This window comes from Georgenia alba, assembly GCF_042665525.1.
Taxonomy (GTDB): Bacteria; Actinomycetota; Actinomycetes; order Actinomycetales; family Actinomycetaceae; genus Allobogoriella; species Allobogoriella alba.
In genome coordinates this window covers 340,556-363,252 of the sequence record NZ_JBHTCQ010000004.1, presented here as the reverse complement: position 1 = coordinate 363,252, position 22,697 = coordinate 340,556, and the positions used below count along the sequence as shown (strand labels likewise).

The 22,697-nt window shown below is 74.7% G+C and carries 21 protein-coding genes and 1 rRNA gene; 18 read left to right on the top strand and 4 right to left on the bottom strand.

All coding sequences use genetic code 11. The features are described 5' to 3' along the window. The 14 genes from rrf (at nucleotide 1) to ACFQQL_RS17625 (ending at nucleotide 14,368) form a co-directional block, all read left to right on the top strand. Nucleotides 1-119, top strand: a 5S ribosomal RNA gene (rrf, locus tag ACFQQL_RS17690). Nucleotides 120-337: 218 nt separating this feature from the next. Continuing rightward, a complete protein-coding gene (locus ACFQQL_RS17685; protein ID WP_382396482.1) occupies nucleotides 338-1,261 on the top strand; it encodes a hypothetical protein in 924 nt (307 codons plus the stop codon). A 5-nt stretch (nucleotides 1,262-1,266) separates the two neighbouring features. Then, a complete protein-coding gene (locus ACFQQL_RS17680; protein ID WP_382396481.1) occupies nucleotides 1,267-2,370 on the top strand; it encodes an HAD-IIA family hydrolase in 1,104 nt (367 codons plus the stop codon). A 53-nt stretch (nucleotides 2,371-2,423) separates the two neighbouring features. Next, nucleotides 2,424-2,579, top strand: a complete 156-nt coding sequence (locus ACFQQL_RS17675; protein ID WP_382396480.1) for a hypothetical protein — start codon at nucleotides 2,424-2,426, stop codon at nucleotides 2,577-2,579. Between the two features lies 1 nt (nucleotide 2,580). Then, on the top strand, nucleotides 2,581-3,435 hold the full coding sequence (locus tag ACFQQL_RS17670; RefSeq protein ID WP_382396479.1) for a TlyA family RNA methyltransferase: 855 nt from the start codon (nucleotides 2,581-2,583) through the stop codon (nucleotides 3,433-3,435). Continuing rightward, the gene (locus ACFQQL_RS17665; protein ID WP_382396478.1) at nucleotides 3,432-4,265 is read left to right on the top strand and encodes an NAD kinase; all 834 of its coding nucleotides are present in this window, start codon (nucleotides 3,432-3,434) and stop codon (nucleotides 4,263-4,265) included. Before ACFQQL_RS17670 ends, ACFQQL_RS17665 begins: the two co-directional genes overlap by 4 nt. Beyond that, on the top strand, nucleotides 4,262-5,992 hold the full coding sequence (recN, locus tag ACFQQL_RS17660; RefSeq protein ID WP_382396477.1) for a DNA repair protein RecN: 1,731 nt from the start codon (nucleotides 4,262-4,264) through the stop codon (nucleotides 5,990-5,992). The genes ACFQQL_RS17665 and recN overlap by 4 nt, the downstream gene beginning before the upstream one ends. A 4-nt stretch (nucleotides 5,993-5,996) precedes the next feature. Next, the gene (gene steA / locus ACFQQL_RS17655; protein ID WP_382396476.1) at nucleotides 5,997-7,202 is read left to right on the top strand and encodes a putative cytokinetic ring protein SteA; all 1,206 of its coding nucleotides are present in this window, start codon (nucleotides 5,997-5,999) and stop codon (nucleotides 7,200-7,202) included. Nucleotides 7,203-7,216: 14 nt separating this feature from the next. Next, nucleotides 7,217-8,230 (top strand): copper transporter, encoded by a 1,014-nt coding sequence (locus tag ACFQQL_RS17650; RefSeq protein WP_382396475.1) that lies wholly within the window; start codon nucleotides 7,217-7,219, stop codon nucleotides 8,228-8,230. Continuing rightward, nucleotides 8,227-9,105, top strand: a complete 879-nt coding sequence (locus tag ACFQQL_RS17645) for a hypothetical protein (RefSeq protein WP_382396474.1) — start codon at nucleotides 8,227-8,229, stop codon at nucleotides 9,103-9,105. The genes ACFQQL_RS17650 and ACFQQL_RS17645 overlap by 4 nt, the downstream gene beginning before the upstream one ends. 6 nt (nucleotides 9,106-9,111) lie before the next feature. Next, nucleotides 9,112-10,707 carry a murein biosynthesis integral membrane protein MurJ gene (gene murJ, locus ACFQQL_RS17640; RefSeq protein ID WP_382396473.1) on the top strand — a complete coding sequence of 532 codons (1,596 nt, stop codon included), beginning with the start codon at nucleotides 9,112-9,114 and terminating at the stop codon, nucleotides 10,705-10,707. Nucleotides 10,708-10,798: 91 nt separating this feature from the next. Then, nucleotides 10,799-11,929 (top strand): glycosyltransferase family 4 protein, encoded by a 1,131-nt coding sequence (locus tag ACFQQL_RS17635; RefSeq protein ID WP_382396472.1) that lies wholly within the window; start codon nucleotides 10,799-10,801, stop codon nucleotides 11,927-11,929. 49 nt (nucleotides 11,930-11,978) lie between these two features. After that, nucleotides 11,979-13,739 carry a CTP synthase gene (locus ACFQQL_RS17630; protein ID WP_382396471.1) on the top strand — a complete coding sequence of 587 codons (1,761 nt, stop codon included), beginning with the start codon at nucleotides 11,979-11,981 and terminating at the stop codon, nucleotides 13,737-13,739. Next, nucleotides 13,736-14,368 carry an NUDIX domain-containing protein gene (locus ACFQQL_RS17625; RefSeq protein WP_382396470.1) on the top strand — a complete coding sequence of 211 codons (633 nt, stop codon included), beginning with the start codon at nucleotides 13,736-13,738 and terminating at the stop codon, nucleotides 14,366-14,368. The genes ACFQQL_RS17630 and ACFQQL_RS17625 overlap by 4 nt, the downstream gene beginning before the upstream one ends. A 13-nt stretch (nucleotides 14,369-14,381) precedes the next feature. Here the strand turns inward: ACFQQL_RS17625 and ACFQQL_RS17620 are convergent, their stop codons facing one another. Next, nucleotides 14,382-15,320, bottom strand: a complete 939-nt coding sequence (locus ACFQQL_RS17620) for an SDR family oxidoreductase (RefSeq protein ID WP_465254067.1) — start codon at nucleotides 15,318-15,320, stop codon at nucleotides 14,382-14,384. A 59-nt stretch (nucleotides 15,321-15,379) separates the two neighbouring features. Between ACFQQL_RS17620 and ACFQQL_RS17615 the strand changes: the two genes are divergently transcribed. Together ACFQQL_RS17615 and ACFQQL_RS17610 are read left to right on the top strand one after the other, a co-directional pair. After that, a complete protein-coding gene (locus ACFQQL_RS17615) occupies nucleotides 15,380-15,952 on the top strand; it encodes a TetR family transcriptional regulator (protein ID WP_382396468.1) in 573 nt (190 codons plus the stop codon). Nucleotides 15,953-15,980: 28 nt separating this feature from the next. Then, entirely contained in the window at nucleotides 15,981-16,328 is a 348-nt protein-coding gene (locus tag ACFQQL_RS17610; RefSeq protein WP_382396467.1) for a hypothetical protein, read from the top strand. Between the two features lie 3 nt (nucleotides 16,329-16,331). Here ACFQQL_RS17610 and ACFQQL_RS17605 read toward each other — a convergent pair whose 3' ends face one another. Further along, on the bottom strand, nucleotides 16,332-17,300 hold the full coding sequence (locus ACFQQL_RS17605) for a COX15/CtaA family protein (RefSeq protein ID WP_382396466.1): 969 nt from the start codon (nucleotides 17,298-17,300) through the stop codon (nucleotides 16,332-16,334). 166 nt (nucleotides 17,301-17,466) lie between these two features. On the opposite strand from ACFQQL_RS17605, the gene ACFQQL_RS17600 reads away from it, so the two are divergent. Beyond that, entirely contained in the window at nucleotides 17,467-18,237 is a 771-nt protein-coding gene (locus ACFQQL_RS17600; protein WP_382396465.1) for an HAD family hydrolase, read from the top strand. Then, nucleotides 18,234-20,756 (top strand): glycoside hydrolase family 65 protein, encoded by a 2,523-nt coding sequence (locus tag ACFQQL_RS17595; RefSeq protein WP_382396464.1) that lies wholly within the window; start codon nucleotides 18,234-18,236, stop codon nucleotides 20,754-20,756. Before ACFQQL_RS17600 ends, ACFQQL_RS17595 begins: the two co-directional genes overlap by 4 nt. 4 nt (nucleotides 20,757-20,760) lie before the next feature. Here the strand turns inward: ACFQQL_RS17595 and ACFQQL_RS17590 are convergent, their stop codons facing one another. Continuing rightward, entirely contained in the window at nucleotides 20,761-21,534 is a 774-nt protein-coding gene (locus ACFQQL_RS17590) for an ABC transporter permease (RefSeq protein WP_382396463.1), read from the bottom strand. Continuing rightward, a complete protein-coding gene (locus tag ACFQQL_RS17585; RefSeq protein ID WP_382396462.1) occupies nucleotides 21,531-22,487 on the bottom strand; it encodes an ATP-binding cassette domain-containing protein in 957 nt (318 codons plus the stop codon). The genes ACFQQL_RS17590 and ACFQQL_RS17585 overlap by 4 nt, the downstream gene beginning before the upstream one ends. Nucleotides 22,488-22,697 lie beyond the last annotated feature (210 nt).

The following is a 22,697-nucleotide window of genomic DNA, read 5'->3' as shown; positions in this document are numbered from 1 at the left end:
TACGGCGGTCATAGCGAGCGGGGAAACGCCCGGCCTCCATTCCGAACCCGGAAGCTAAGCCCCTCAGCGCCGATGGTACTGCACGCGCGAGCGTGTGGGAGAGCAGGACACCGCCGAACACCCATTCGTCAGGAGGCCGCAGCTATTCCAGCTGCGGCCTCCTGACGTTTTGTCGATGCGTTTCTCGATGGGCGCAACCAGGACCGCTGACGAAGTCGATAGGTTGAGCGGTGCGAGGTTCGCCGGTCGGCAGGACGGGTCCTGGACCGCGGTGTGCGGTCGGGAAGCATGCGGTAGCAGTGGATGACGACAGTCGTCGCCGAGCAGAGGACGAGGGATGGCAGAGGACGCCGGGCGGGAGCAGCGCCCGCAGCGCAGGAGCGGCGGGGATCGCCGGAAGACCCCCGGGAGCGGTCGTCCCTCCGGGCCCGCAGGCAAGCGGCAGCCGTCCGGCCGGCAGCGCGGGGGCGGCGCCGGCCGGCGCACGGCGCCGGACCAGCCGCGCGGTCAGGGCCGCGCGGGCGGCGCGGGATCTCCTCGTGCCGAGCGTCGGGATCGGCCGGCCGAGCCCGACCTCCCCGAGGAGGTCCAGGCCGGCATGCTGGACCGAGGTGCGCGTGCGCGGCTGCGCACGCTCGGCAAGACCAACGCCGATATCGCGGCACGTCACCTGGTGATGGCAGGGCGGCTCATCGACGAGGACCCCGAGGTCGCCTACCGGCATGCGCAGGCCGCGCAACGCCGTGCCGGACGCGTCGACGTCGTGCGGGAGGCGCTGGCGCTGACGGCGTACGCGACTGGCCGTTACGCCGAGGCGCTGCGGGAGCTGCGGACGGTCCGCCGACTTTCCGGCATCGACGCCCATCGCCCGATCGAGGCGGACTGCGAGCGAGGGCTCGGACGCCCGGAGCGGGCTCTCGCCGTCGTCGCGGAGGCGAGGACGGCGGGGCTCGCACCGGCCGACCGGGTGGAGCTCGCGATCGTCGCCAGCGGGGCGCGCGCCGACCTCGGCGAGCACGAGGCCGGGCTGCTCGCCCTGGAGGGGCCGCTGGTCCGCGACGTCACCGACGCCGGGCTGCGTCGCCGCCTGGACGCCGTGCGTGCCGACCGGCTGGAAGAGCTCGGCCGGACGGGCGAGGCGGAGTCGATCCGGGACGCGCTCGGCCCGGACCCGGACGACCTCGAGGAGGAGGACGTCCGACTCCTCGAGGTCTCGGACGAGGACGAGACCGCCGCCCCCGACCGGCAGCCCGACGCCTGACCGCCGTGACCGACGCACCCGCACAGGACGCGCCTCCGCACGGCGGTCTGCACGCCTCCGCACAGCCGCTCGTCGCGGCGTTCGACGTGGCGCTGCTGGACGTGGACGGTGTCTGCGTCCGCGGCGGCGAGCCGGTCGAGCAGGCGCCCGAGGCGCTGGCCGCCGCGCGTTCGGCCGGCCTGCGGACGGTGTTCGTCACCAACAACGCCTCGCGGGTCCCCGACGCGGTGGCGGAGAAGCTCAGCAGGGCCGGCATCCCGACCGACGCTGGTGACGTCACCACCTCCTCGCAGGCGGCGGCCGCCCTGCTCGCCGAGGATCTCCCGGCGGGTTCGCTCGTCCTCGCCGTCGGCGGCCACGGGCTGCGCGCCGCCCTGACCGAGGCGGGCTTCCGGCTGGCCGCCGACGCCGACGAGCGACCGGGCGCCGTCGTCCAGGGGTTCGGCCCCGAGGTCGGGTGGCGCGACCTCACCGAAGCCGCCCTCGCCGTGGGCGCCGGTGCCCGGTACCTCGCCACCAACCTGGACGCCACCCTGCCGATGGAGCGCGGACCGGCCCTCGGGAACGGCTCGCTCGTCGCGGCCGTCACGCACGCCACCGGCGTCGTCCCGGACTCGGCGGGCAAGCCCCGGGCCGCGATCTTCCGGCAGGCGGCCGCGCGCGCCGCCGCCCGGCGGCCGCTGGTGGTCGGTGACCGGCTCGACACCGACCTGGCCGGTGCCCGGGCGGCCGGTTATCCCGGGCTCCACGTCCTGACCGGCGTGGACGACGCGCGCGCCGTCGTCCTGGCGACGCCGGACCGCCGGCCGAGCTTCCTCGCCGCGGACCTCCGCGGGCTCGCCGAGCCCCACCCCGCGCCGGTGCGCGCGGACGACGGGTGGTGGAGCTGCGGCTCTGCCGCCGCCCGGTACACCGGCGGCCCCGCACCGCTCGAGATGCGTGACGGCGGTGGCACACAGCCGGTGGGCCCCGAGGTCGTCGACGGCGCGCTCCCGGTCTCCCTCGACGCCCTCCGTTGCCTCGCGACCGCGGCCTGGGACGCCGCCGACACCGGCGAGGTCTCCACACGCGGCCACCTGCCGCTGCTGCGGGTGGCGGCGCCGCGATAACCTGCCGCCGCGATAACCTGCCATGGTCCGATGCCGAGGCGGGAGGAGCGAGCATGAGCCAGCAGCCGGCCGAGCAGACGCCTGCCGGGCACGAGGACGCCCTGGCGCGTCTGGACGGGATCGACGACGTCCCGCTCAGCGACCGGGTCGAGGTCTTCCAGGCGATCCACGACGAGCTCTCGGCGCGCCTGAGCAGTGCCGAGAACTGACGTGGCGCGCCTGGTTCGCATCGACGCGGAGCTGGTCCGGCGCGGACTCGCACGCTCGCGTCAGCACGCCGCCGAGCTCCTGGCCGCCGGTCATGTCCTGCTCGACGGGCAGGTCGTCACCAAGCCGGCCCGCCAGGTGAACCCGGCGCAGGCCGTGCGGGTGGAGCGGCCCGCCGACGACGACTACGTCTCCCGCGGCGCCCACAAGCTCGCCGGCGCGCTCGACGCCCTCGGCACCCGCGGCCCGGTGGTCCGCGGCCGGCGGTGCCTGGACGCCGGTGCCTCCACCGGCGGGTTCACCGACGTCCTGCTCTGGCGCGGCGCGGCACACGTGGTGGCCGTCGACGTCGGCTACGGGCAGCTCGCCTGGCCGCTGCGCAACGACCCCCGCGTCACCGTCCTGGAGCGGACCAACGTCCGCACGCTGACCCCCGAGCAGGTCGGCGCGGCCCCGCAGCTCGTCGTGGGGGACCTCTCCTTCATCTCCCTCACGCTCGTGCTGCCCGCCCTCGCCGCCGTGGCGGCGCCGGACGCCGACCTCCTGCTCATGGTCAAGCCCCAGTTCGAGGTCGGCCGCGAACGCCTCGGCTCCGGCGGCGTCGTCCGCGACCCGGCCCTGCACGCGGAGGCCGTCCGCACGGTCGCCGAGGCGGCGAGCCGCACCGGTCTCGACGCCTGGGCCGTGGTCCCCTCGCCGCTGCCCGGTCCCGCGGGCAACGTCGAGTACTTCCTCGCGCTGCGGCGCGGCCACGCCGACGCGCTGAGCGGGCAGGCACTCGCGGACGCTGCGGCGGACGCCGTGCGGACCGGTCCCGCCACCACCGGCGGCGCCGCGCTCGAGGAGCCCGCCCGATGAGCAGGCGCATCCTGGTCGTGACCCACGAGGGACGCCCGGAAGCGGTCGCGGCGGCCGACCGGGTGACCGCCGACCTGCGCGACCACGGCGTCGAGGTGATCCGCGACGGCGGCACCGCCGACGGCGCCGAGCTGGTCGTCGTCCTGGGCGGTGACGGCACGATCCTGCGTGCCGCCGAGGACGCGCGGGAGCACGACATCCCGCTCCTCGGCGTCAACCTGGGCCGCGTGGGTTTCCTCGCCGAGGCCGAGCGGGAGACCCTCCCGGACGTGGTTGCGCGCGCCGTCGCCCGGGACTACCACGTCGAGGAACGGATGACGATCGACGTCGTGGTGACCACGCCGGACGGCGCCGAGCACCGCGGCTGGGCGCTCAACGAGGCCGCCCTCGAGAAGGGCGAACGAGCCCGCATGGTCGAGACCACCATCGGCGTGGACGGCCGTGGGCTGTCCAGCTTCGGGTGCGACGGCCTCGTCCTTGCCACCCCGACCGGGTCGACCGCGTACGCGTTCTCCGGCGGCGGCCCCGTCGTCTGGCCCGACGTCGAGGCGCTGCTGCTCGTCCCCATCGCCGCGCACGCCCTCTTCGCCCGGCCGATGGTCGTCGGCCCGCGCTCCGTCCTCGAGGTCGAGGTGCTCCCGCACGAGGACATCGACGCCGTCCTGTGGTGCGACGGGCGGCGGCGCACCGACGTCCCGCCCGGGTCCCGGATCACCGTGCGTCGCGGGCGCCAGCCCGTGCGGCTCGCGCGGCTCGGCGAGACGCCGTTCTCCGGCCGGCTCGTGGCGAAGTTCGACCTGCCCGTCCAGGGCTGGCGAGGGCGCCCATGATCGAGCAGGTCCGGATCGAGAACCTCGGCGTCATCGCCGCCGCGGAGCTCGACCTGGCGCCCACCTTCACCGTCATCACCGGTGAGACCGGCGCCGGCAAGACCATGGTGCTGACGTCGCTCGGGCTGCTGCTCGGCGGCAAGGCCGACGCCGCGCTCGTGCGCACGACGGCGGACCGTGCCGTGGTCGAGGGCTCCTTCACCGTGGACCCCGACGGCCCTGCCGCGGCACGGGCCGAGGAGGCCGGCGCCGTCGTCGACGACGGCGAGCTCATCGCCGCCCGCACCGTGCCCGCCGAGGGGCGCTCCCGGGCGCACCTCGGCGGCCGGACCGTCCCGCACGGCGTGCTCGGCGAGCTCGGCGAGCAGCTCGTCACCGTCCACGGCCAGTCCGACCAGCTGCGCCTCAAGGCCCCCGCCCAGCAGCGAGCGGCGCTGGATGCGTTCGGCGGCGCCGAGCACGGGGCCGTGCTGGCGGACTACCGGCAGGCGTGGACCGCCGCCCGCGCCGCACAGCAGGAGCTGCGCGCCTGGGAGGAGGCCGAGGGCGCACGCGAGCAGGAGGTCGCCGAGCTACGTGCCGGTCTGGAACGCCTCGACGCCCTGGACCCCCAGCCGGGTGAGGACGTGGCCCTGCGCGAGGAGGCGGGCCGGCTGGGCAACGTCGAGGACCTCCGCGCCGCCGCAGAGCACGCGCACCAGGCCCTCACCGGCGGGGACGACGTGGCCGGCGCACCCGACGCGACGACGCTGCTGCAGGACGCCCGCCGGGTCCTCGAGCAGGGCTCCCGGGACGACCAGACCCTCGCCGACTGGGCCGAGCGCCTCGCGGAGGCCGCCTACCTCGCCTCCGACGTCTCGACCGAGATCGCGTCCTACCTCGCCGGGCTCGACGCCGACCCGCAGCGCCTCGCCTGGGTGCACGAACGTCGCGCGGCACTCGCCGACCTCCCGCACGAGAACGTCGACGCCGCACTCGCCTGGGCCGAGGAGGCGCGCGGACGCCTCGCCGACCTCGACGCTCCGGAGGAGGCCGCCACCAGGCTGCGGAACGCGGTCGAGGCCACCGCTGCCGAGCGGGACCGGACGGCGGCCGCGCTCAGCGAGTCCCGGCGGTCCGCGGCCGGTCGGCTCGAGGCGGCGGTCGGCGAGGAGCTCACGGGGCTCGCCATGCCCGGGGCCCGGCTCGAGGTCCGGCTCACCGCGCTCGAGGAGCCCGGGCCGCACGGGGCCGAGTCCGTCGAGCTGCTGCTCAGCGCGCATCCCGGCGCCCCCGCCAGGCCGCTCGGCCAGGGGGCCTCCGGGGGCGAGCTGTCCCGCGTGATGCTCGCCATCGAGGTCACCCTCGCGGCCGTGGAGGCCACCGGCGGGAACGCCGAGCGCAGGACGTTCGTCTTCGACGAGGTCGACGCCGGCGTCGGGGGCAAGGCCGCCGTCGAGGTCGGGCGTCGCCTCGCACGGCTGGCGCGCGGCGCGCAGGTCGTGGTCGTCACCCACCTGGCGCAGGTCGCCGCGTTCGCCGACCGGCACCTCGTGGTCACCAAGCACGCGCCGTCCGACGGCGACGGCCGCGCGGACGGCGAGGCCGTCACGGCCACCGACGTGCGGGCCGTCGACGGCGAGAACCGCCTCCGCGAGCTCGCCCGGATGCTCTCCGGCCAGGACGAGTCGGACACTGCGCTCCGGCATGCCGCTGAGCTGATCGAGCGGGCCAGCGTGCAACCATGACCCGGTGAACGCTCTCTTCCGACGGCGCCAGGGCGTCGTCGACAGTGCGGACCTGAGCGGCCCTGCACGGGTCGACTCCCGCACCAAGAACCTCACGAAACGGCTCCGGCCGGGTGACGTCGCCGTCATCGACCATGAGGACATCGACCGCGTGAGCGCGGAGGCACTCGTCGCGTGCCGGCCCGCCGCGGTCCTCAACGCCGCCCGTTCCTCCTCCGGCCGGTACCCCAACCTCGGCCCCGAGATCCTCGTCGAGGCGGGCATCCCGCTCGTCGACGACCTCGGTGCGTCCGTCATGGCCGTCAAGGACGGCCAGCGCCTGGTGGTCGACGGGCCGCAGGTACGGTCCGCGGCCGGCGAGCTGCTCGCCGAGGGCGCCCCGCAGGACCGCGAGACCGTGGCGGCCGCCATGGCGGGGGCCCGCGACGGGTTGTCCACGCAGCTCGAGGCCTTCGCGGCGAACACGATGGACTACGTCCAGCGGGAGAAGGAGGTCCTGCTGGACGGCATCGGGGCGCCGGACCTGCGGACCGCCTTCGAGGGGCGCCACGTCCTCGTCGTCGTCCGCGGGTACCACTACAAGGAGGACCTCGCGATCCTCGGGTCCTACATCCGTGACTACCGGCCCTTGCTCGTCGGCGTCGACGGCGGTGCCGACGCCATCATCGAGGCCGGCTACTCGCCGGACATGATCGTCGGTGACATGGACTCCGTCTCCGACCACGCCCTGCGCTCGGGCGCGGAGATCGTCGTGCACGCCTACCGGGACGGCCGCGCACCGGGGCGACGACGCGTGGAGGAGCTGGGCGTGGACCACGTCGTCTTCCCGGCCACGGGGACCTCGGAGGACGTCGCGATGCTCATCGCGGACGACTGCGGGGCCGAGCTCATCGTCGCCGTCGGCACGCACAACACGCTCGTCGAGTTCCTCGACAAGGGGCGCGCCGGCATGGCCTCGACGTTCCTGACGCGGCTGCGCGTCGGCAGCAAGCTCGTCGACGCCAAGGGCGTCTCCCAGCTCTACCGGACCCGCATCTCGACCTGGCAGCTCGCGCTGCTGGCGCTCGCCGGCCTGCTCGCCCTCTTCGTCGCGCTCGCCTCCACGAACGTCGGACAGACGATCTTCGGGCTCTCCGGCGCCTGGTGGGACGACCTCGTCAACTTCTTCCGGGTTCTGGTGGGTCTCGACCCGTCGGCCCCGACGACCTGACCAGAAAGAGCAGCATGATCGATTTCCGCTATCACCTCGTCTCACTCATCGCGGTGTTCCTGGCGCTCGCGGTCGGCATCGTGCTGGGCGCCGGACCGCTGCGCGACACCATCGGTGAGACCCTCACCGGTCAGGTCGAGGACCTGCGGGCGGACCGCGACGAGCTGCGCACCCAGCTGGCGGCCGCCGAGGCCGACGTGAGCGAGCGCACCACGTACCTGCAGCAGTCCGCCGGCGCCCTGCTCGCCGGTTCGCTCACCGACCGCTCGGTGGCTGTCGTGACGCTGCCGGAGACGGCCGAGGCCGACGTCGAGGGCGTGCGGGAGTCCCTCTCGCGGGCCGGCGCCCAGATCGTCGGCGAGGTCGCGGTCACCGAGGCCTGGACCGACCCGGCCACCCGGTCCTTCCGGCAGACCTTCGCCGGGCAGCTGGCCGGCTACCTCGACCCCGCGCCGCCGGCCGAGGCCGACACCCAGCGGATCCTCGGGCTCGCCCTCGGCGAGGCCCTCACCGGGAGCGACGGCGACCGCCCCAGCGACCCCGCGCAGACCCTGATGGACCTGCTCACCTCCGACGACGCGCCGCTCCTGACCGTCACGGCCGACGTGTCCGGGCCCGCCGACGCGACCGTGCTCGTCGGCCCGCCGGCGGTGCCGGAGACGACGGAGGAGGAGCAGACCGACCAGGGCGGGCAGGAGGTCGCCGACGAGCGACGGGCCGCCTACGTCGAGCTGGCCGCGGGTCTCGCGGGGACCGGGGACGGTTCGGTCACCGTGGGCTCGGCGGCCTCCGAACGAGACCTGGTCACGGCTGTCCGGGGCGACGAGAACGCCTCCGACGTGGTCACGAGCGTCGACAGCGTCGGGGAGGTCACGGCGTCGCTGTCCACACCGCTGGCCCTGGCTGCCGCCATCTCGGGCACCACCGACGCCTACGGATTCCAGGAGGGGGCCCAGGAGCCCGTGCCGCCCCGCGTCGACCTGCCGGCCGACGGCGCCGGTCAGGACGAGGGGCCGACGGACGGATGACCCGGCCGCTCGACCGCGTCGCGGGCGCGTGGCTGCCCGCCGTGGTCGGCGGTGCGGCGACCCTGGTCGCCGCCGCCGGCCTGGAGGTCCGGCCGCCCGGCGGGCGCGGGCACTGGGAACGGACGAACTTCGCCGGGCGGCGGGTCAGCCTGCTCGGCGGTCCCGCCGTGGCGGCCGGCGCGACGACGGCGGCCCTCGCCACCGCGCTCGCCGGCCGGGTCAACCCCCGGAACGCGCTCGCCGGAGGTGTGGCCGCCGCGGCGGCCGGCGCCATGGGGGCGGTCGACGACCTGGGTGAGGACCAGCCGCACCGCGCGAAGGGCATCCGGGGGCACCTCGGTGCGCTGGCCCGCGGGGAGGTGACCACCGGCGTGCTGAAGATCGCCGGCATCGGCGCGGCCTCCGTGGCGGCCGCGGCGCTCGCCGTCCCGGCCCGGCCCGGCGCGACCGCCGGAACCCGCACCGCCGACGTGCTCACCGGCGCCGCCCTCGTCGCCTCGACCGCGAACCTGCACAACCTCTTCGACCTGCGCCCCGGGCGCACCCTCAAGGTCGCCGGCCTCGTCGCCGGACCGCTGGCCCTGTCCGCGCCGGGCACGCCGCACGGCGCCCTGGCGGCGGGCGCCTGCGGGGTCGCGGCGGCCGGCCTCCCGGACGACCTGCGCGAGACCACCATGCTCGGTGACACGGGGGCCAACGCCCTCGGGGCGCTGGTGGGCACCGCCCTGGCCGCCCACCCCAGCAGGGTGGTGCGCGCCGTCGCGCTGGCCACCGCCGTCGGGCTCACGCTCGCGTCCGAGCGGGTGAGCTTCTCCGCGGTTATCTCCGCCGCCGACGTGCTGCGGCGCCTGGACGAGCTCGGCCGACGGGTCTGAGGCGTGATGACCACCCGGAGAGTGGCCGGCGGGATCCTCGGTGCGGCCGGCCTCATCACGGTCGTGACCCTCGCCTCGCGGGCCGTCGGCTTCGTGCGCTGGCTGGTGCAGTCCTGGACCCTCGGCTCCTCCGAGGCCGCGCAGGCGTACGAGACGGCGAACCGCATCCCGAACGTGCTGTTCGAGGTCGCCGCGGGCGGCGCCCTGGCCGGTGCCGTCGTCCCGCTGCTGGCCGTCCCGCTCGCGAAGCACCTGCGAGAGGACGTGGACCGCACGGCCTCCGCCCTGCTCGGCTGGACCCTCGCCGTGCTGGTCCCGCTCGCCGTCGTCGTCGAGCTGCTCGCGGTCCCGCTCGCCGGCCTCCTCATCGGCCGCGACGCGCCGGGCGCCACCGGCGACCTCACCGTGACGTTCCTGCGGGTCTTCGCGCTCCAGATCCCGCTGTACGGGGTGGGGGTGGTCCTGTCCGGGATCCTGCAGGCGCAGCACCGGTTCTTCTGGCCCGCCGTCGCGCCGCTGCTGTCCTCGACCGTCGTCATCGGCGCCTACGCCGCCTTCGGCGCACTCTCCGACGGCCGCCAGGACGACCCGGCGGCGCTGCCCACGGCCGCCGTGGCCTGCGTCGCCTGGGGCACCACGGCCGGCGTCGCCGCCATGGCGCTCTGCCAGCTCGCCCCGGTGCTGCGCAGCGGTGTACGGCTACGCCCGAGGCTCCGGTTCCCGGACGGCGTGGGACGGCGCGCACGGCAGCTGGCGGCCGCCGGCGTCGGCGCACTGCTGGCCCAGCAGGCGAGCGTCGTGGTGGTGCTGTACCTGGCGAACGCGTTCGGCCAGACCGGCACGATCAACGTCTACGGCTACGCACAGGCCGTGTACTTCCTGCCCTACGCCGTGCTCGCCGTGCCGCTGTCGACCGCCGTCTTCCCACGGCTGTCCGAGCGGGCCGGCGCCGGCGACCGCGCGGGCTTCGCGGCCATGGCGGCCGGCTCCAGCCGCCTCGTGCTCGCCGTCGCGCTGGCCGGGGCCGCGCTGCTCGTCGCCGCCGCCCCGGCCGCCACCGCCGTGTTCTCGCTGCGGGACGACATGCCCGGCATGACCGCGGGGATCACCGCCTTCGCCCCGGGGCTCGTCGGCTACGCGCTCGTCTTCCACGTCTCCCGTGCCCTGTACGCGGTCGACGGCGGACGGGCCGCCGTCGTCTGCACCGCCACCGGCTGGCTGGTGGTCTCCCTCGCCTCGGTCGCGGGGGTGCACCTGCTGGCGCCGGACGGCGGCGACGGGCCCGCCACGCTGCTCGCCCTCGCCGGCGCCTCGAGCCTCGGGATGACGGTGGCGGGTGCGCTGCTGCTCCGGGCGCTGCGCCGCGAGGCCGGACCGCTGGGCGGTCTGCTGCGCACGCTCGCCGTCGGCGTCCCGGCAGCGGCGGCCGGCGCGTGGCTCGGGCGGGTCGTGGTGCAGGCGGTGCTGGCCGGGACGGGCGGCGGCGCGGGCGGTGCGGTGGTGGCCGCGGTGGCCGGCTGCCTGCTGGCCGTCGCCCTCCCGGCCGGGACGATCGCGGCGTTGGACCGCGACACGATGCGGATCGGACGCTGGGGCGCGTGAGCCGGTAGCGGCGCCACCGGGACGCGGGCCGGGACGTGCGTTGCCATACTGGCCGTCCCGGACGGACGGCAGGGGGACGAAGGGAGACGGCGTGCGGGTGCTGCAGGTGGCGGGGTCGAGCACGGGGGGAGTCGGGCGCCACGTGCGGGACATCGGCGCCATGCTGGCCGAGGACCACACCGTTCTCCTAGCCGCGCCGGAAGACGTCGTCGCGCAGGTCAACAGCGTCAACAGCACTGCGCAGGCCGACGGCGCCGCGTTGCGGACCGCCGTCGTCGACATCACCGACCGGCCGCGCCCGCAGGACGCGCTCGCCGTGGCGGACCTGCGCCGGCTCGCGACCGGCGCCGACGTCGTGCACGCGCACGGCCTGCGGGCCGGCGCGCTGGCGGCGATGGCCGTCCGCACCCTGCCCGGGCGTCCCCGGCTCGTCGTCACACTGCACAACCTGCCCGTGGGCTCCCGGACCGTGGAGACGATCGCCGCCGGGCTGGAGCGGGTGGTCGCCGGCGGCGCCGACGTCGTGCTCGGGGTCAGTGGCGACCTGGTCGACCGGATGCGCGAGCGTGGCGCGCGGCGCACCGCCCGTGCCCTGGTGCCCGCGCCGGTGCGCCGGCCCTCCGGCAGCGATCCCGCGCGCGTGCGGGAGTCCCTGGGGGTGGCGGCGGGGGAGCGGCTCGTCCTCACCGTCGCGCGGCTGGCCCCGCAGAAGGGCCTGGACCTCCTCCTCGCCGCGGCTGCCATCCTCGCCGGCCCGCGCGCGGCGGGCCGCCAGGGGCGGCACGCGAGTGGCTCGCAAGGGTGGCGCTGGGCCGTGGTGGGGGACGGCCCGCTGCGGTCGCAGCTCGCGGGGCGGGCCGGCGTCGAGAACCTGCCCGTCATGCTCACCGGCCACCGCGACGACGTGCCGGACCTCCTCGCCGCCGCGGACGTCGTCGTCTCGACCGCGACGTGGGAGGGGCAGCCCCTGTGGCTGCAGGAGGCCCTCGCGGCCGGCGCCGCGATCGTCGCCACCGACGTCGGGGGCACCCGCGAGGTCCTCGATGATGCCGCCGTGCTCGTGCCGGGCGACGACGCACCGGCACTCGCCGAGGCCGTGCGAGGTGTCCTCGCCGACCCCGACCGTCAGGACGCCCTGCGGGAGGCGGCGCGCCGCCGCGCCGAATTGCTGCCCACCCCGGCCGAGGTCCGCGCGCAGCTCGAGGAGATCTATCGCACGTAGTGCCGCGGGGTCCCCGCGACGTCCGTTCCTGGTGCTAGCCTCGAAGTCCGTGGTCAACACTTCGACCCGGCTCCCCGGGAACCAGGCCAGCACCCCCCGGCAGATCTTCGTGACCGGCGGCGTCGCCTCCTCGCTCGGCAAGGGACTGACGGCCTCGAGCCTCGGCCATCTCCTCCGGGCCCGCGGTCTGCGGGTGGTGATGCAGAAGCTCGACCCGTACATCAACGTCGACCCGGGCACGATGAACCCGTTCCAGCACGGTGAGGTCTTCGTCACCGAGGACGGCGCGGAGACCGACCTCGACATCGGGCACTACGAGCGCTTCCTCGACGTGGAGCTCTCCGGCAAGGCGAACGCCACCACCGGCCAGGTCTACTCGACCGTCATCGCGAAGGAGCGGCGCGGGGAGTACCTCGGTGACACGGTGCAGGTCATCCCGCACATCACCGACGAGATCAAGGCGCGGATGCGCGCCCAGGCGGAGCCGCGCGACGGCGAGGAGCCGCCGGACGTCATCATCACCGAGATCGGCGGCACCGTCGGCGACATCGAGTCCCAGCCGTTCCTCGAGGCGGCTCGCCAGGTCCGCCAGGACATCGGGCGGGACAACGTCTTCTTCCTCCACGTCTCCCTGGTGCCCTACCTCGCGGCCAGCGGCGAGCTGAAGACGAAGCCGACCCAGCACTCCGTGGCCGCGCTGCGCTCGATCGGCATCCAGCCGGACGCGGTGGTCTGCCGCTCCGACCGGGAGCTCCCCGAGGGGGTCAAGGCGAAGATCGCCGCCATGTGCGACGTCGACCGCGAGGCCGTCGTCACCGCCGCGGACGCCCCGAGCATCTACGAGATCCCCGCCGTCCTGCACCGTGAGGGCCTGGACGCCTACGTGGTCCAGCGGTTGCGGATGAGCTTCCGGGACGTGGACTGGACGGTGTGGGACCGGCTGCTGGACCGCGTGCGGCACCCGAAGGACGAGGTCGAGATCGCCCTCGTCGGCAAGTACGTGGACCTCCCGGACGCCTACCTGTCCGTCACCGAGGCACTGCGCGCCGGCGGCTTCCACCACCGGGCCAAGGTCTCCATCCGCTGGGTCGTCTCCGACGACTGCGCCACCCCCGAGGGAGCGCGCAAGGCGCTCTCCGGCGTCGACGGCGTGCTGGTGCCGGGCGGCTTCGGCATCCGCGGCATCGAGGGCAAGCTCGGCGCGCTGCGCCACGCGCGCGAGCACCAGATCCCGACCCTCGGGATCTGCCTCGGGCTGCAGTGCATGGTCATCGAGGCGGCGCAGAACCTGCTCGACCTGCCCGGCGCGAGCTCCTCGGAGTTCGACCCCGGCACCCCGGACCCGGTCGTGGCCACGATGGAGGAGCAGCTGGCCATCGTCGGCGGCGAGGGCGACCTCGGCGGCACGATGCGGCTGGGCCGGTACGAGGCCGTGCTCGAGGACGGCTCGCTGGTGGCCGAGGTGTACGGGGGGACCCGTGTCACCGAGCGGCACCGGCACCGCTACGAGGTGAACAACTCCTACCGGGACGCCCTCCACGGGGCGGGTCTGCGGATCTCCGGCCGGTCGCCGGACTCCTCGCTCGTGGAGTTCGTCGAGCTGGACCGGGAGCTGCACCCGTACTACGTCGGCACCCAGGCGCACCCGGAGTTCAAGTCCCGGCCCACCCGCGCCCACCCCCTGTTCGCCGGCCTGGTCGGTGCCGCGCTGGACCGGCAGCGCTCCACGCGGCTGCTCGAGGTCGACGAGCCCGAGCTCGTCTCCCAGGCCCACGAGAGCCTCGCGGCTCCCGCCCGGGACGACGCGTGAGCGAGCTCTCCGACGTCAAGGACACGGGCCGGCAGGTCCTGGCCTCGCGCCGGGTGCACCGGGGCCGCGTCATGGACCTCGTCGCGGACGAGGTCCTGCTCGCGCCCGACGACGGCGCGCCCGTGGTCCGCGAGTACCTCGACCACCCCGGCGCGGTGGCCGTCGTCGCGCTGCGCGGCGAGCCGGGCCGGGAGGAGGTCCTCCTGCTGAACCAGTACCGCCACCCGGCCCGCGTCGTGCTGTGGGAGATCCCGGCCGGCCTGCTCGACGTGGACGGCGAGGACCCGCTGCCCGCCGCCCGGCGGGAGCTGGGGGAGGAGGCGGACCTCCGCGCCGCCACCTGGGACGTCCTGGTGGACTTCTTCACCTCACCGGGCGGGTCCGACGAGTCCGTGCGGGTCTACCTCGCGCGGGACGTGAGCGACGTCGAGGACCACGAGCGCCACGAACGCACCGACGAGGAGCGCGACATGGAACTCGTGTGGGTGCCGCTCGACGAGGCGGTGGCCGCCGTGCACGCCGGCCGCATCCACAACCCGGCGACCGTCGTCGGGATCCTCGCGACCGCCAGCGCCCGTGCCCAGGACTGGGCGCCGCTGCGCGGTGTCGACGCCGCCTGGTTGCGGTGACTGCGACGGGCGCTCAGCGGTAGGCGGCGGTGTCCGGAGCCTTCCCGGCGTCCTGCACCTCGACGATGTAGCGCCAGGCGTCCGGCGCGCTGCCGTCGAGGTCGGTGAACCCGTACTCGCGGGCGAGCTTTCCCGAGGAGAGCGACGCCTGGTTCCAGCGCGCGACGTCCGGGTCCCCGGCGAGGGCGGCGACCGCCCGCCCGACGAACCGCGGGGTCTCGGAGATGCCGAAGTGTCCGGGATCGGGGTAGGGCGGCTCGGCGGGCCGGCCGAGCACGTCCCGCCAGGTCTCCTCGGTGACCCCGTAGCTGTCCAGCATCATCTCCGACCGGAGCCAGCCCGGCGTGAGGGCGACCGCCGTGCCGCCGTGCGGCGCCAGCTCGTGCCCCTGGGCCCATGCCAGCCGGATGACCGACCACTTGGCGAGGTCGTAGAACGTCGAGAGCCGGTACGTGGTGGCGTTGTAGTCGAGGGTGCCGTCGGTCATCTCGACGAGCAGCCCGCCCGGCCGGCGGATCAGCAGCGGGAGAGCGTGGTGGCTGGTGATCAGGTGGGTGTCGACCGCGAGCCGGAGGAGACGGAGCCCGCCGTCGAGCGAGTGCTCCCAGACCGGTGTCTCCCACTCGGTGAGCAGCTCGCCGCCCCAGATGTCGTTGACCAGCACGTCGAGCCGTCCCGAGTCGCGCTCGATCCGCCCGACCAGCTCGGCCACCTGGTCGGCGTCGAGGTGGTCGACGGCGAGCGCGGTTGCCGTGCCGCCCGCCTGTTCCACCAGCTCGGCGGTCTCCTCGATCGTCTCGGGGCGGCGGTACTCGGACTGCCGCCCGCGGGTGGTGCGACCGGTGACGTAGACGTGGGCACCGGCGGCACCGAGCTCGATCGCGATGCCCCGCCCGGCCCCTCGCGTAGCCCCGGCGACCAGTGCCACCTTCCCGGTGAGTGTTCCCATCACCCTCGCCCTCGTCGCTCCGCACGTTTATGACTGAGTGTTCGTTTATACTCGTCGCCGCCATGCCACGCAAGAAGACGATCTCCGACGAGGACCTGCTCGACGCCGTCCTGCTGGTCGTGCGGCAGGGCGGCCCGGAAGCCGTGACGTTCCAGGCGGTCGCCCCGCGCGCCGGACTCGCCGCGTCGACCGTCGTGCAACGGTTCGGCACCAAGGCCGCGCTGCTGCGTGCCGCGCTGTCCCAGGCCTGGGACCGCCTGGACGCCGACACGGACGCCGCCGACGGCGAGGCGCCCCACGGGCCGGCCGGGGTCATCGACCTGCTCGTGCGGCTCAGTGCCCAGTACGACCCGGTGGACTACCCCGACCAGCTCCTCCTGCTGCGCGAGGACCTCCGCGACCCCGTGCTGCGCGAACGTGGCCGGAGGTGGCTCGACGCCCTCGGCGCGGCCATCGAGCGCCGGCTCGCCGCGCAGGCCGGTGACGCAGCCGGCCTGGGCGAGCTGACCATCGCGCACTGGCAGGGCGCCCTGACCGTGTGGGCCTTCCGTCGGCACGGGACGCCCCAGGACGCGGTTCGCCGCGCCCTGGAGGACCTGTTCCGGCGGCTGGACCTCACGGCGAGCGGCCGGTAGCCCGACCCGCCCCAATAGGCTGCGGACCATGGCACAGGGGGAGAGACTCGCGCTGACCCGCAGACGAGCCTCGTGGTTCCTGCTCCTGACCGTCCCGCTGGCCGGCGTCGCCTCGTTCTACCTCCTCGTGGTGACCACGATCGCGTGGTGCGGCATCAGCGGCTGCAGCGGTGGCGGCTACGGCCTCGTCTCGGACCCCGACGAGGTGCTCGCGACCCTCGCGAGCGTCTTCGCCGGGCTGCTGTGGTTCGCCGCCCTCGCGATCCCGCCGTGGCTCCGGCCCGCACGGTCCCGTCTGCTGCTCGCCGCGCTCGTGGGAGTGGCCCTTGCGGTCGTCGTGCTGCTCTGGGGGACCGCCGGCTTCGCGCGGGCCTGAGCGTCAGGGACGGCGCACGTACAGCCCGCTGCACGTCAGGGTCGCGGCGGCGACCACGAGCCCGGCACCGACCATGTGCAGTCCCACCAGCAGCTCGGGGAGCCCGGTGAGGTACTGGACGTACCCGATCGCGCCGTTCGCCAGCGTCGCGGCCAGCAGCAGCCACCAGCCCTTCCGGGCCGTCGCGAGGGTCCTGTCCCGCGTCCGCAGCAGTCGCACCCCGAGTACCGCGAGCACCGCGAGGAACAGCCACACGCTGGCACCGTGCCAGCGAGCGGCGGCCGCCGGATCGACCGCGTACCGGTAGCCCACCTCGGCGTCCCCGGAGTGCGGTCCGGCCCCCGTGACCACCGTGCCGAGCACGACGACGGCGAGGCTCACCGCGGCGAGCAGCCACGGCAGGGCGCGCGCGGCGCCGTCGAGCAGAGGTTCGGCCGGCGCGTCCGGGCGGCGGAGCCGGACCAGCAGGTACGCGGACACGGCGACCAGGCCGAGCGAGAACAGCATGTGCGAGCCGACGATGGCGGGATGCAGGTCGTACCAGACGCTCATCCCGCCGACCACGGCCTGCAGCCCGATCCCGGCCAGCACCGCCCAGCCGAGGTGCCGCACCCGTCGGTGCCGCACCGGCTCGCGCCGGTACAGCGCCCAGATGAGGGCCAGCGCCACGACGGACAGCACGCCGGTCATCGTCCGGTTCCCGAACTCGACGTACGGATGGATCGACGTCGCCTCGTGGAAGACGGGAGTGAACGAGCCCGGCTCGCACATCGGCCACGTGGAGCACCCCAGCCCGGAGCCGGTCAGCCGCACGGCGCCGCCGGTGGCGATGATGGCGAGCTGTGCGACGAGGTTCGCCACGGCCAGCCCCGACGTCACCCGGTCGGCCCGGTCACCCGGACCCGCCGGGCGGGCGCCCTCACCCGCGCCGGCGGTCGGCAGGCCGGGGCGCGGTCCGGCGGTCGTGCTCACCGCTCCAGCGTACGTGGCCGGCCCTCGCGCGAGTGACCGTCGGCGACCTGCACGTGTCACACCTCACGCACACCACGACACCCCTGGCGCCGTCCACCTTCGCCACGGGTGCCGCCGGAGCACTACCTTGGTCCGCGACCTGGCCGCACAGCAGGGAGAGAGCCGCATGACGTCGCCCGCGACCACCGGCATCCTCGAGGAGATCGACGCCGTCCTGTTCGACCTCGACGGGGTCCTCACCCCGACCGCCGAGGTGCACATGCGCGCGTGGTCGCGGCTCTTCACGCCCTATCTCGAGGCCCGTGGTGCCGCGCCGTACACCGACGCCGACTACTTCGCCCACATCGACGGTCGCCCCCGCTACGAGGGAGTCCGCACCCTGTTGGCCGCCCGCGGGATCACACTGCCCGACGGCGACCCCTCCGACGCTCCGGACGTCGAGACCGTCTGCGGTCTCGGGAACCGCAAGAACGAGGAGTTCAACACCGTCCTCGCCACGGAGGGTGTCGTCGCGTACCCCGGCTCGGTGCGCCTCGTCGACGCGCTGCTCGCCGGTGGACGGTCCGTCGCCGTCGTCTCCAGCTCCAAGAACGCCCCGGCGGTGCTCGCGGCGGCCGGCATCGCGGACCGCTTCGACGTCGTCGTCGACGGCGCGGTCGCCGCCGAGCTGGGCCTGCCGGGCAAACCGGAGCCCGACACCTTCCGCCACGCCGCCGACGAGCTCGGCGTCCCGCCCGGGCGCTCCGCCGTCGTGGAGGACGCACTCTCCGGCGTGACGGCCGGCAAGGCGGGCGCCTTCGGCCTCGTCGTCGGCGTCGACCGCGGGGTCGGAGCCGACGCGCTGCTCGCCGCCGGGGCAGGCGTCGTCGTCACCGACCTCGCCGAGCTGCTGCCCCCAGAGACACCGGCCCCGACGTCACCGGAGGACGCCCAGTGAAGGACGAGTTCGGCCTGCCCACCTACCTCGACCGGGACCGGTTCCCGATCGACGAGTGGGCGCTGCGCGAGACCGCGTTCAGCGCCGACGACCAGGGCAAGACGGAGACGCTGTTTGCCGTCGGGAACGGCTACCTCGGCATGCGCGGCAACGTCGAGGAGGGCCGGGAGAGCTTCAGCCACGGCACCTTCATCAACGGCTTCCACGAGACGTGGCCCATCCGCCACGCGGAGGAGGCCTACGGGTTCGCCCGGATCGGGCAGACGATCGTCAACGCCCCGGACGCGAAGATCATGCGGCTCTACGTCGACGACGAGCCGCTCCTGCTGCCCGTGGCGGACCTGCCCGCCTACGAACGGGTCCTGGACTTCCGCGACGGCATCCTGACCCGCACCGTCGACTGGCGCACCCCGGCCGGCAAGCACGTGCGCCTGAAGTCCAGCCGCATGGTGTCCATCACCGAGCGGCACCTCGCGATCATGACGTACGAGATCACGCTCCTGGACGCGGACGCCCCGGTGACCGTCTCGAGCCAGATCCTCAACCGGCAGGACGGCAGCGACGAGTACCACGTGCGCAGCGCGGCCCTCGGCACCCGGTTCGACCCGCGGCGCGCCGAGCACCTCCACGAGCGCGTCCTGCTGCCTCAGACCCAGTGGGAGGGGGACGGTCGGTACGTGCTCGGGTTCACGTGCCAGAACTCGGGCATGACGCTCGCGGTCGCCGCCGACCACACCGTCGAGACGGCCAACGAGATGGAGGAGCTGGGCTTCGTCGAGGAGGACCTCGCGAAGCACGTCGTACGGGTGCGGGCCCGCAAGAACCAGCCGATCCGCATCACCAAGGTCGTCTCGTACCACACCTCGCGCGGTGTGCCCTCCCGCGAGCTGGTGGACCGCTGCCGGCGCACGCTCGACCGGGTCGCCCACGACGGGATCGAGACCTACGTCGAGGCCCAGCGCGCCTGGCTCGCCGACTACTGGGCGCGCTGCGACGTCGTGCTGCCCGAGCAGCCGGCCGCCCAGCAGGCCGTGCGGTGGAACCTCTTCCAGGTGGCGCAGGCCTCGGCACGTGCCGAGGGCTCGGGGATCCCCGCGAAGGGAGTCAGCGGCTCGGGCTACAGCGGCCACTACTTCTGGGACAGCGAGGTCTACGTCCTGCCGTTCCTCACGTACACGATGCCGCGCGCGGCACGGAACGCGCTGCGCTTCCGGTACACCATGCTGGACGCCGCCCGCCGCCGGGCGCACGAGCTGAACCAGAAGGGCGCCCTCTTCCCGTGGCGCACCATCAACGGCGAGGAGGCCTCGGCCTACTACGCCGCCGGCACCGCGCAGTACCACATCGACGCCGACATCGCCTACGCGCTGTGCCAGTACGTCGCGGCCACCGGCGACGTGGACTTCCTCGCCCGGGAGGCCATCGACCTGCTGGTGGAGACGGCGCGACTGTGGCGGGACCTCGGGTTCTGGCGCGGCAACGGCGCCGGGACCTTCCACATCCACGGGGTCACCGGTCCCGACGAGTACACGACCGTCGTGAACGACAACCTGTACACGAACGTGATGGCCCGCTACAACCTCCGCGCGGCCGCCTCCGCGGTGCGGAACCTCCAGGAGAACGACCCGGCCGCGCACCGGGCGATGGTCAAGCGGCTGGGCCTGCGCGAGGAGGAGATCGCCGACTGGCTGCGGGCCGCGGACAACCTCTACATCCCCTTCGACGAACGCGTCGGCATCCACCCCCAGGACGCCCAGTTCCTCGAGAAGGAGGTCTGGGACCTCGACGGCACGCCGAAGGACAACCGGCCGCTGCTGCTCTACTACCACCCGCTGGTCATCTACCGGTTCCAGGTCCTCAAGCAGGCCGACGTGGTCCTGGCCCTCTTCCTCCAGGGCCACGAGTTCACCGCCGAGCAGAAGCGTGCCGACTTCGACTACTACGACCCGCTGACCACCGGCGACTCCACGCTCTCCGGCGTGGTGCAGTCGATCGTCGCCGCCGAGGTCGGCTACCAGGAGCTCGCCGTCGACTACTTCGGCAAGTCGCTCTACGTGGACCTGGCCGACCTGCACGGCAACACCTCCGACGGCGTCCACGTCGCCTCTGCGGGCGGCATCTGGAGCGCTCTGGTCTACGGCTTCGGCGGCATGCGCGACGGGAACGGTGTCCTCTCGATGGACCCGCGCCTGCCCGAGCTGTGGCCCGGCCTGACCTACCGGGTGACCGTGAAGGACACGCGCGTGCGGGTGGACCTGCGTCAGCAGGACGTGACGTTCACGATCGAGACGGGAGAGCGGGTCACCTTCGACGTGCGCGGCGAGAAGGTCACCGTCACCGCCGCGACGCCCGTGACCGTGCCCCTGGAGGACCAGGGCCCCCGCATCATCGGCGCCCCCCGCACGAAGGACCTCGAGGGCACCCGGCGTGCGGACGGCACCCTGGTCACCGCCAAGGTCCCGGACGTGCACGACGACGCGTTGCCCATCGCCGTGATGCGGCCGGAGACCTACGACTGAGGCCTCATTCCCAGCGGAACCAGCGGGCCGCAAGCCACCCGGCGACGCCGGTCCACGCCAGCAGCACGAGGACCGGCCCGAGGGGCACCGTGCCCGTGGCGGCGACGGACCGCAGCCCTTCGCCGAGCGCGCCCGAGGGCAGGAACGGCACGACGGCGCCGAGCACCGGCGGCAGGCTGGCGGCCGGGACGAGCAGCCCGCCCCCGGCGGCGAGCAGCACCCACAGCAGGTTGGCGACGGCGAGCACGGCCTCCGCCCGCAGCGTGCCGCCCAGCAGCACCGCCAGGCCGACGAACGTCGCGGTGCCCAGGACGAGCAGGACGGCGGCGCCGAGCACCGGCGCGGGCGCGGGCTCGGGCCGCCACCCGAGGACCGCCGCTGCCGTGAGGACGACGGCGGTCTGCACCCCGAGCACGATCAGCACCGCGCCCAGCCGGCCGAGCAGCAGCCCGCGTGGCCCGAGCGGCGTCGTGGCGAGAAGCCGCAGGACTCCCCAGCGGCGGTCGAAGGCCAGTGCGATGGACTGCGACGTCAGCTGGGAGGCGACCGCCAGCGCGAGCACACCGGCGACCGCGGCGGTGGGCCGCGGCAGGTCGGCCGGGACCGGGACGAGCGCTGTGCGGGTCATGACTGCCAGCGCGATGACCGGCAGCACGAGGGTCAGCAGGAGCTGTTCGCCGTTGCGCAGCACCGCGGCGGTCTCGAACCGGGCCTGGGCCAGCACCCGCCCCCACGGCGATGCCGGTGCGGGTGGCGCTGCGGAAGCCGCCGCGCTCACCGGTCGGCCCCCTCGAAGGAGTGGCCGGTGAGCTCGAGGAACGCGTCCTCCAGCGTGCGCCGGTGGGAGGTCACGCCCGCGTCCGGGTGGCCGGCCTCGGCGAGGACCTGAGCCACCCTGGCCAGGCTGCCCGCGTCGGGCGACCCGGCCGGGACGAGCGAGACCCAGGCGCGGTGCGGGTGCACCTGCCAGCTCCGGCCGAGCCGCTCATCCAGCGCGGCGGAGACGGCGGACAGGTCGTCGGGGGACACGGTGACGCGGACCTCGTCCGGCCCCACCAGCTCCCGTGGCGTCCCTTCAGCCACCACCCGGCCGGCGTCGATGACCACCACGTGGTCCGCCAGCTCCTCGGCCTCGGCCATCAGATGTGTGGTCAGCACGAGGGAGACCCCGTCGGCACGCAGCTCCCGCAGCAGGTCCCACACGGCCAGCCGCGCCCGCACGTCCAGACCCGCGGAGGGCTCGTCCAGGAACACCAGCTCCGGCCGGCCGACGAGCGCCGCCGCCAGGGCGAGCCGCTGACGCTGTCCGCCGGAGAGCCGGCGCACCGTGGTGCGGGCGACGTCCGTCAGCCCGAGCCGGGACAGCAGCGACGCGGGGTCGAGCGGGTCGCGGTGCAGGCGGGCAACGTGTGCGAGCACGCTCGCGGCACGCGGCGCGAGCGGGAGACCGCCGTCCTGCAGCATGACGCCCACCCGGGCCCGCAGGGCGGCGTCGAAGCCGTCGCGGTGCACGGCGTGCCCCAGGACCTCGACCGTCCCACCGCCGGGTCGGCGCAGACCCTCGCAGCACTCGATCGTCGTCGTCTTGCCCACCCCGTTGGGCCCCAGCACCGCGGTCAGGCGACCTCGGTCGGCGTCGAAGGACAGGCCGCGGAGCACCTCCCGGTCGCCGTAGGACTTGCGCAGGTCCGCCACCTGCAGCGCAGGAGCGTCGGACGCGGGGCGAGGCACCCCACAAGACTAGGCACTGCCGACCGGCGCCAGGCCCGGCAGCGCCCCGATCCGGCGGCGTGCCGATCCTCACAGCCCGGTGAGGGTGCCCTTGCTTGCGGACGCCCCGCCGTCGACCGACAATTAAGCAAGCGCTCTGTTTTCGTAATTGGCTCTCGGTTGCCTGCGCACAGATCGCGGCAGCGGGACCACGGAGCGACGAGGGGAGGG

Bases quoted from the DNA above. Each gene is read 5' to 3' on its own strand.
- recN (WP_382396477.1), top strand. From the start codon at position 4,262: ATGATCGAGCAGGTCCGGATCGAGAACCTCGGCGTCATCGCCGCCGCG.
- murJ (WP_382396473.1), top strand. From the start codon at position 9,112: ATGACCACCCGGAGAGTGGCCGGCGGGATCCTCGGTGCGGCCGGCCTC.
- ACFQQL_RS17645 (WP_382396474.1), top strand. From the start codon at position 8,227: ATGACCCGGCCGCTCGACCGCGTCGCGGGCGCGTGGCTGCCCGCCGTG.
- ACFQQL_RS17600 (WP_382396465.1), top strand. From the start codon at position 17,467: ATGACGTCGCCCGCGACCACCGGCATCCTCGAGGAGATCGACGCCGTC.
- ACFQQL_RS17650 (WP_382396475.1), top strand. From the start codon at position 7,217: ATGATCGATTTCCGCTATCACCTCGTCTCACTCATCGCGGTGTTCCTG.
- ACFQQL_RS17610 (WP_382396467.1), top strand. From the start codon at position 15,981: ATGGCACAGGGGGAGAGACTCGCGCTGACCCGCAGACGAGCCTCGTGG.
- ACFQQL_RS17685 (WP_382396482.1), top strand. From the start codon at position 338: ATGGCAGAGGACGCCGGGCGGGAGCAGCGCCCGCAGCGCAGGAGCGGC.
- ACFQQL_RS17665 (WP_382396478.1), top strand. From the start codon at position 3,432: ATGAGCAGGCGCATCCTGGTCGTGACCCACGAGGGACGCCCGGAAGCG.
- ACFQQL_RS17615 (WP_382396468.1), top strand. From the start codon at position 15,380: ATGCCACGCAAGAAGACGATCTCCGACGAGGACCTGCTCGACGCCGTC.
- ACFQQL_RS17675 (WP_382396480.1), top strand. From the start codon at position 2,424: ATGAGCCAGCAGCCGGCCGAGCAGACGCCTGCCGGGCACGAGGACGCC.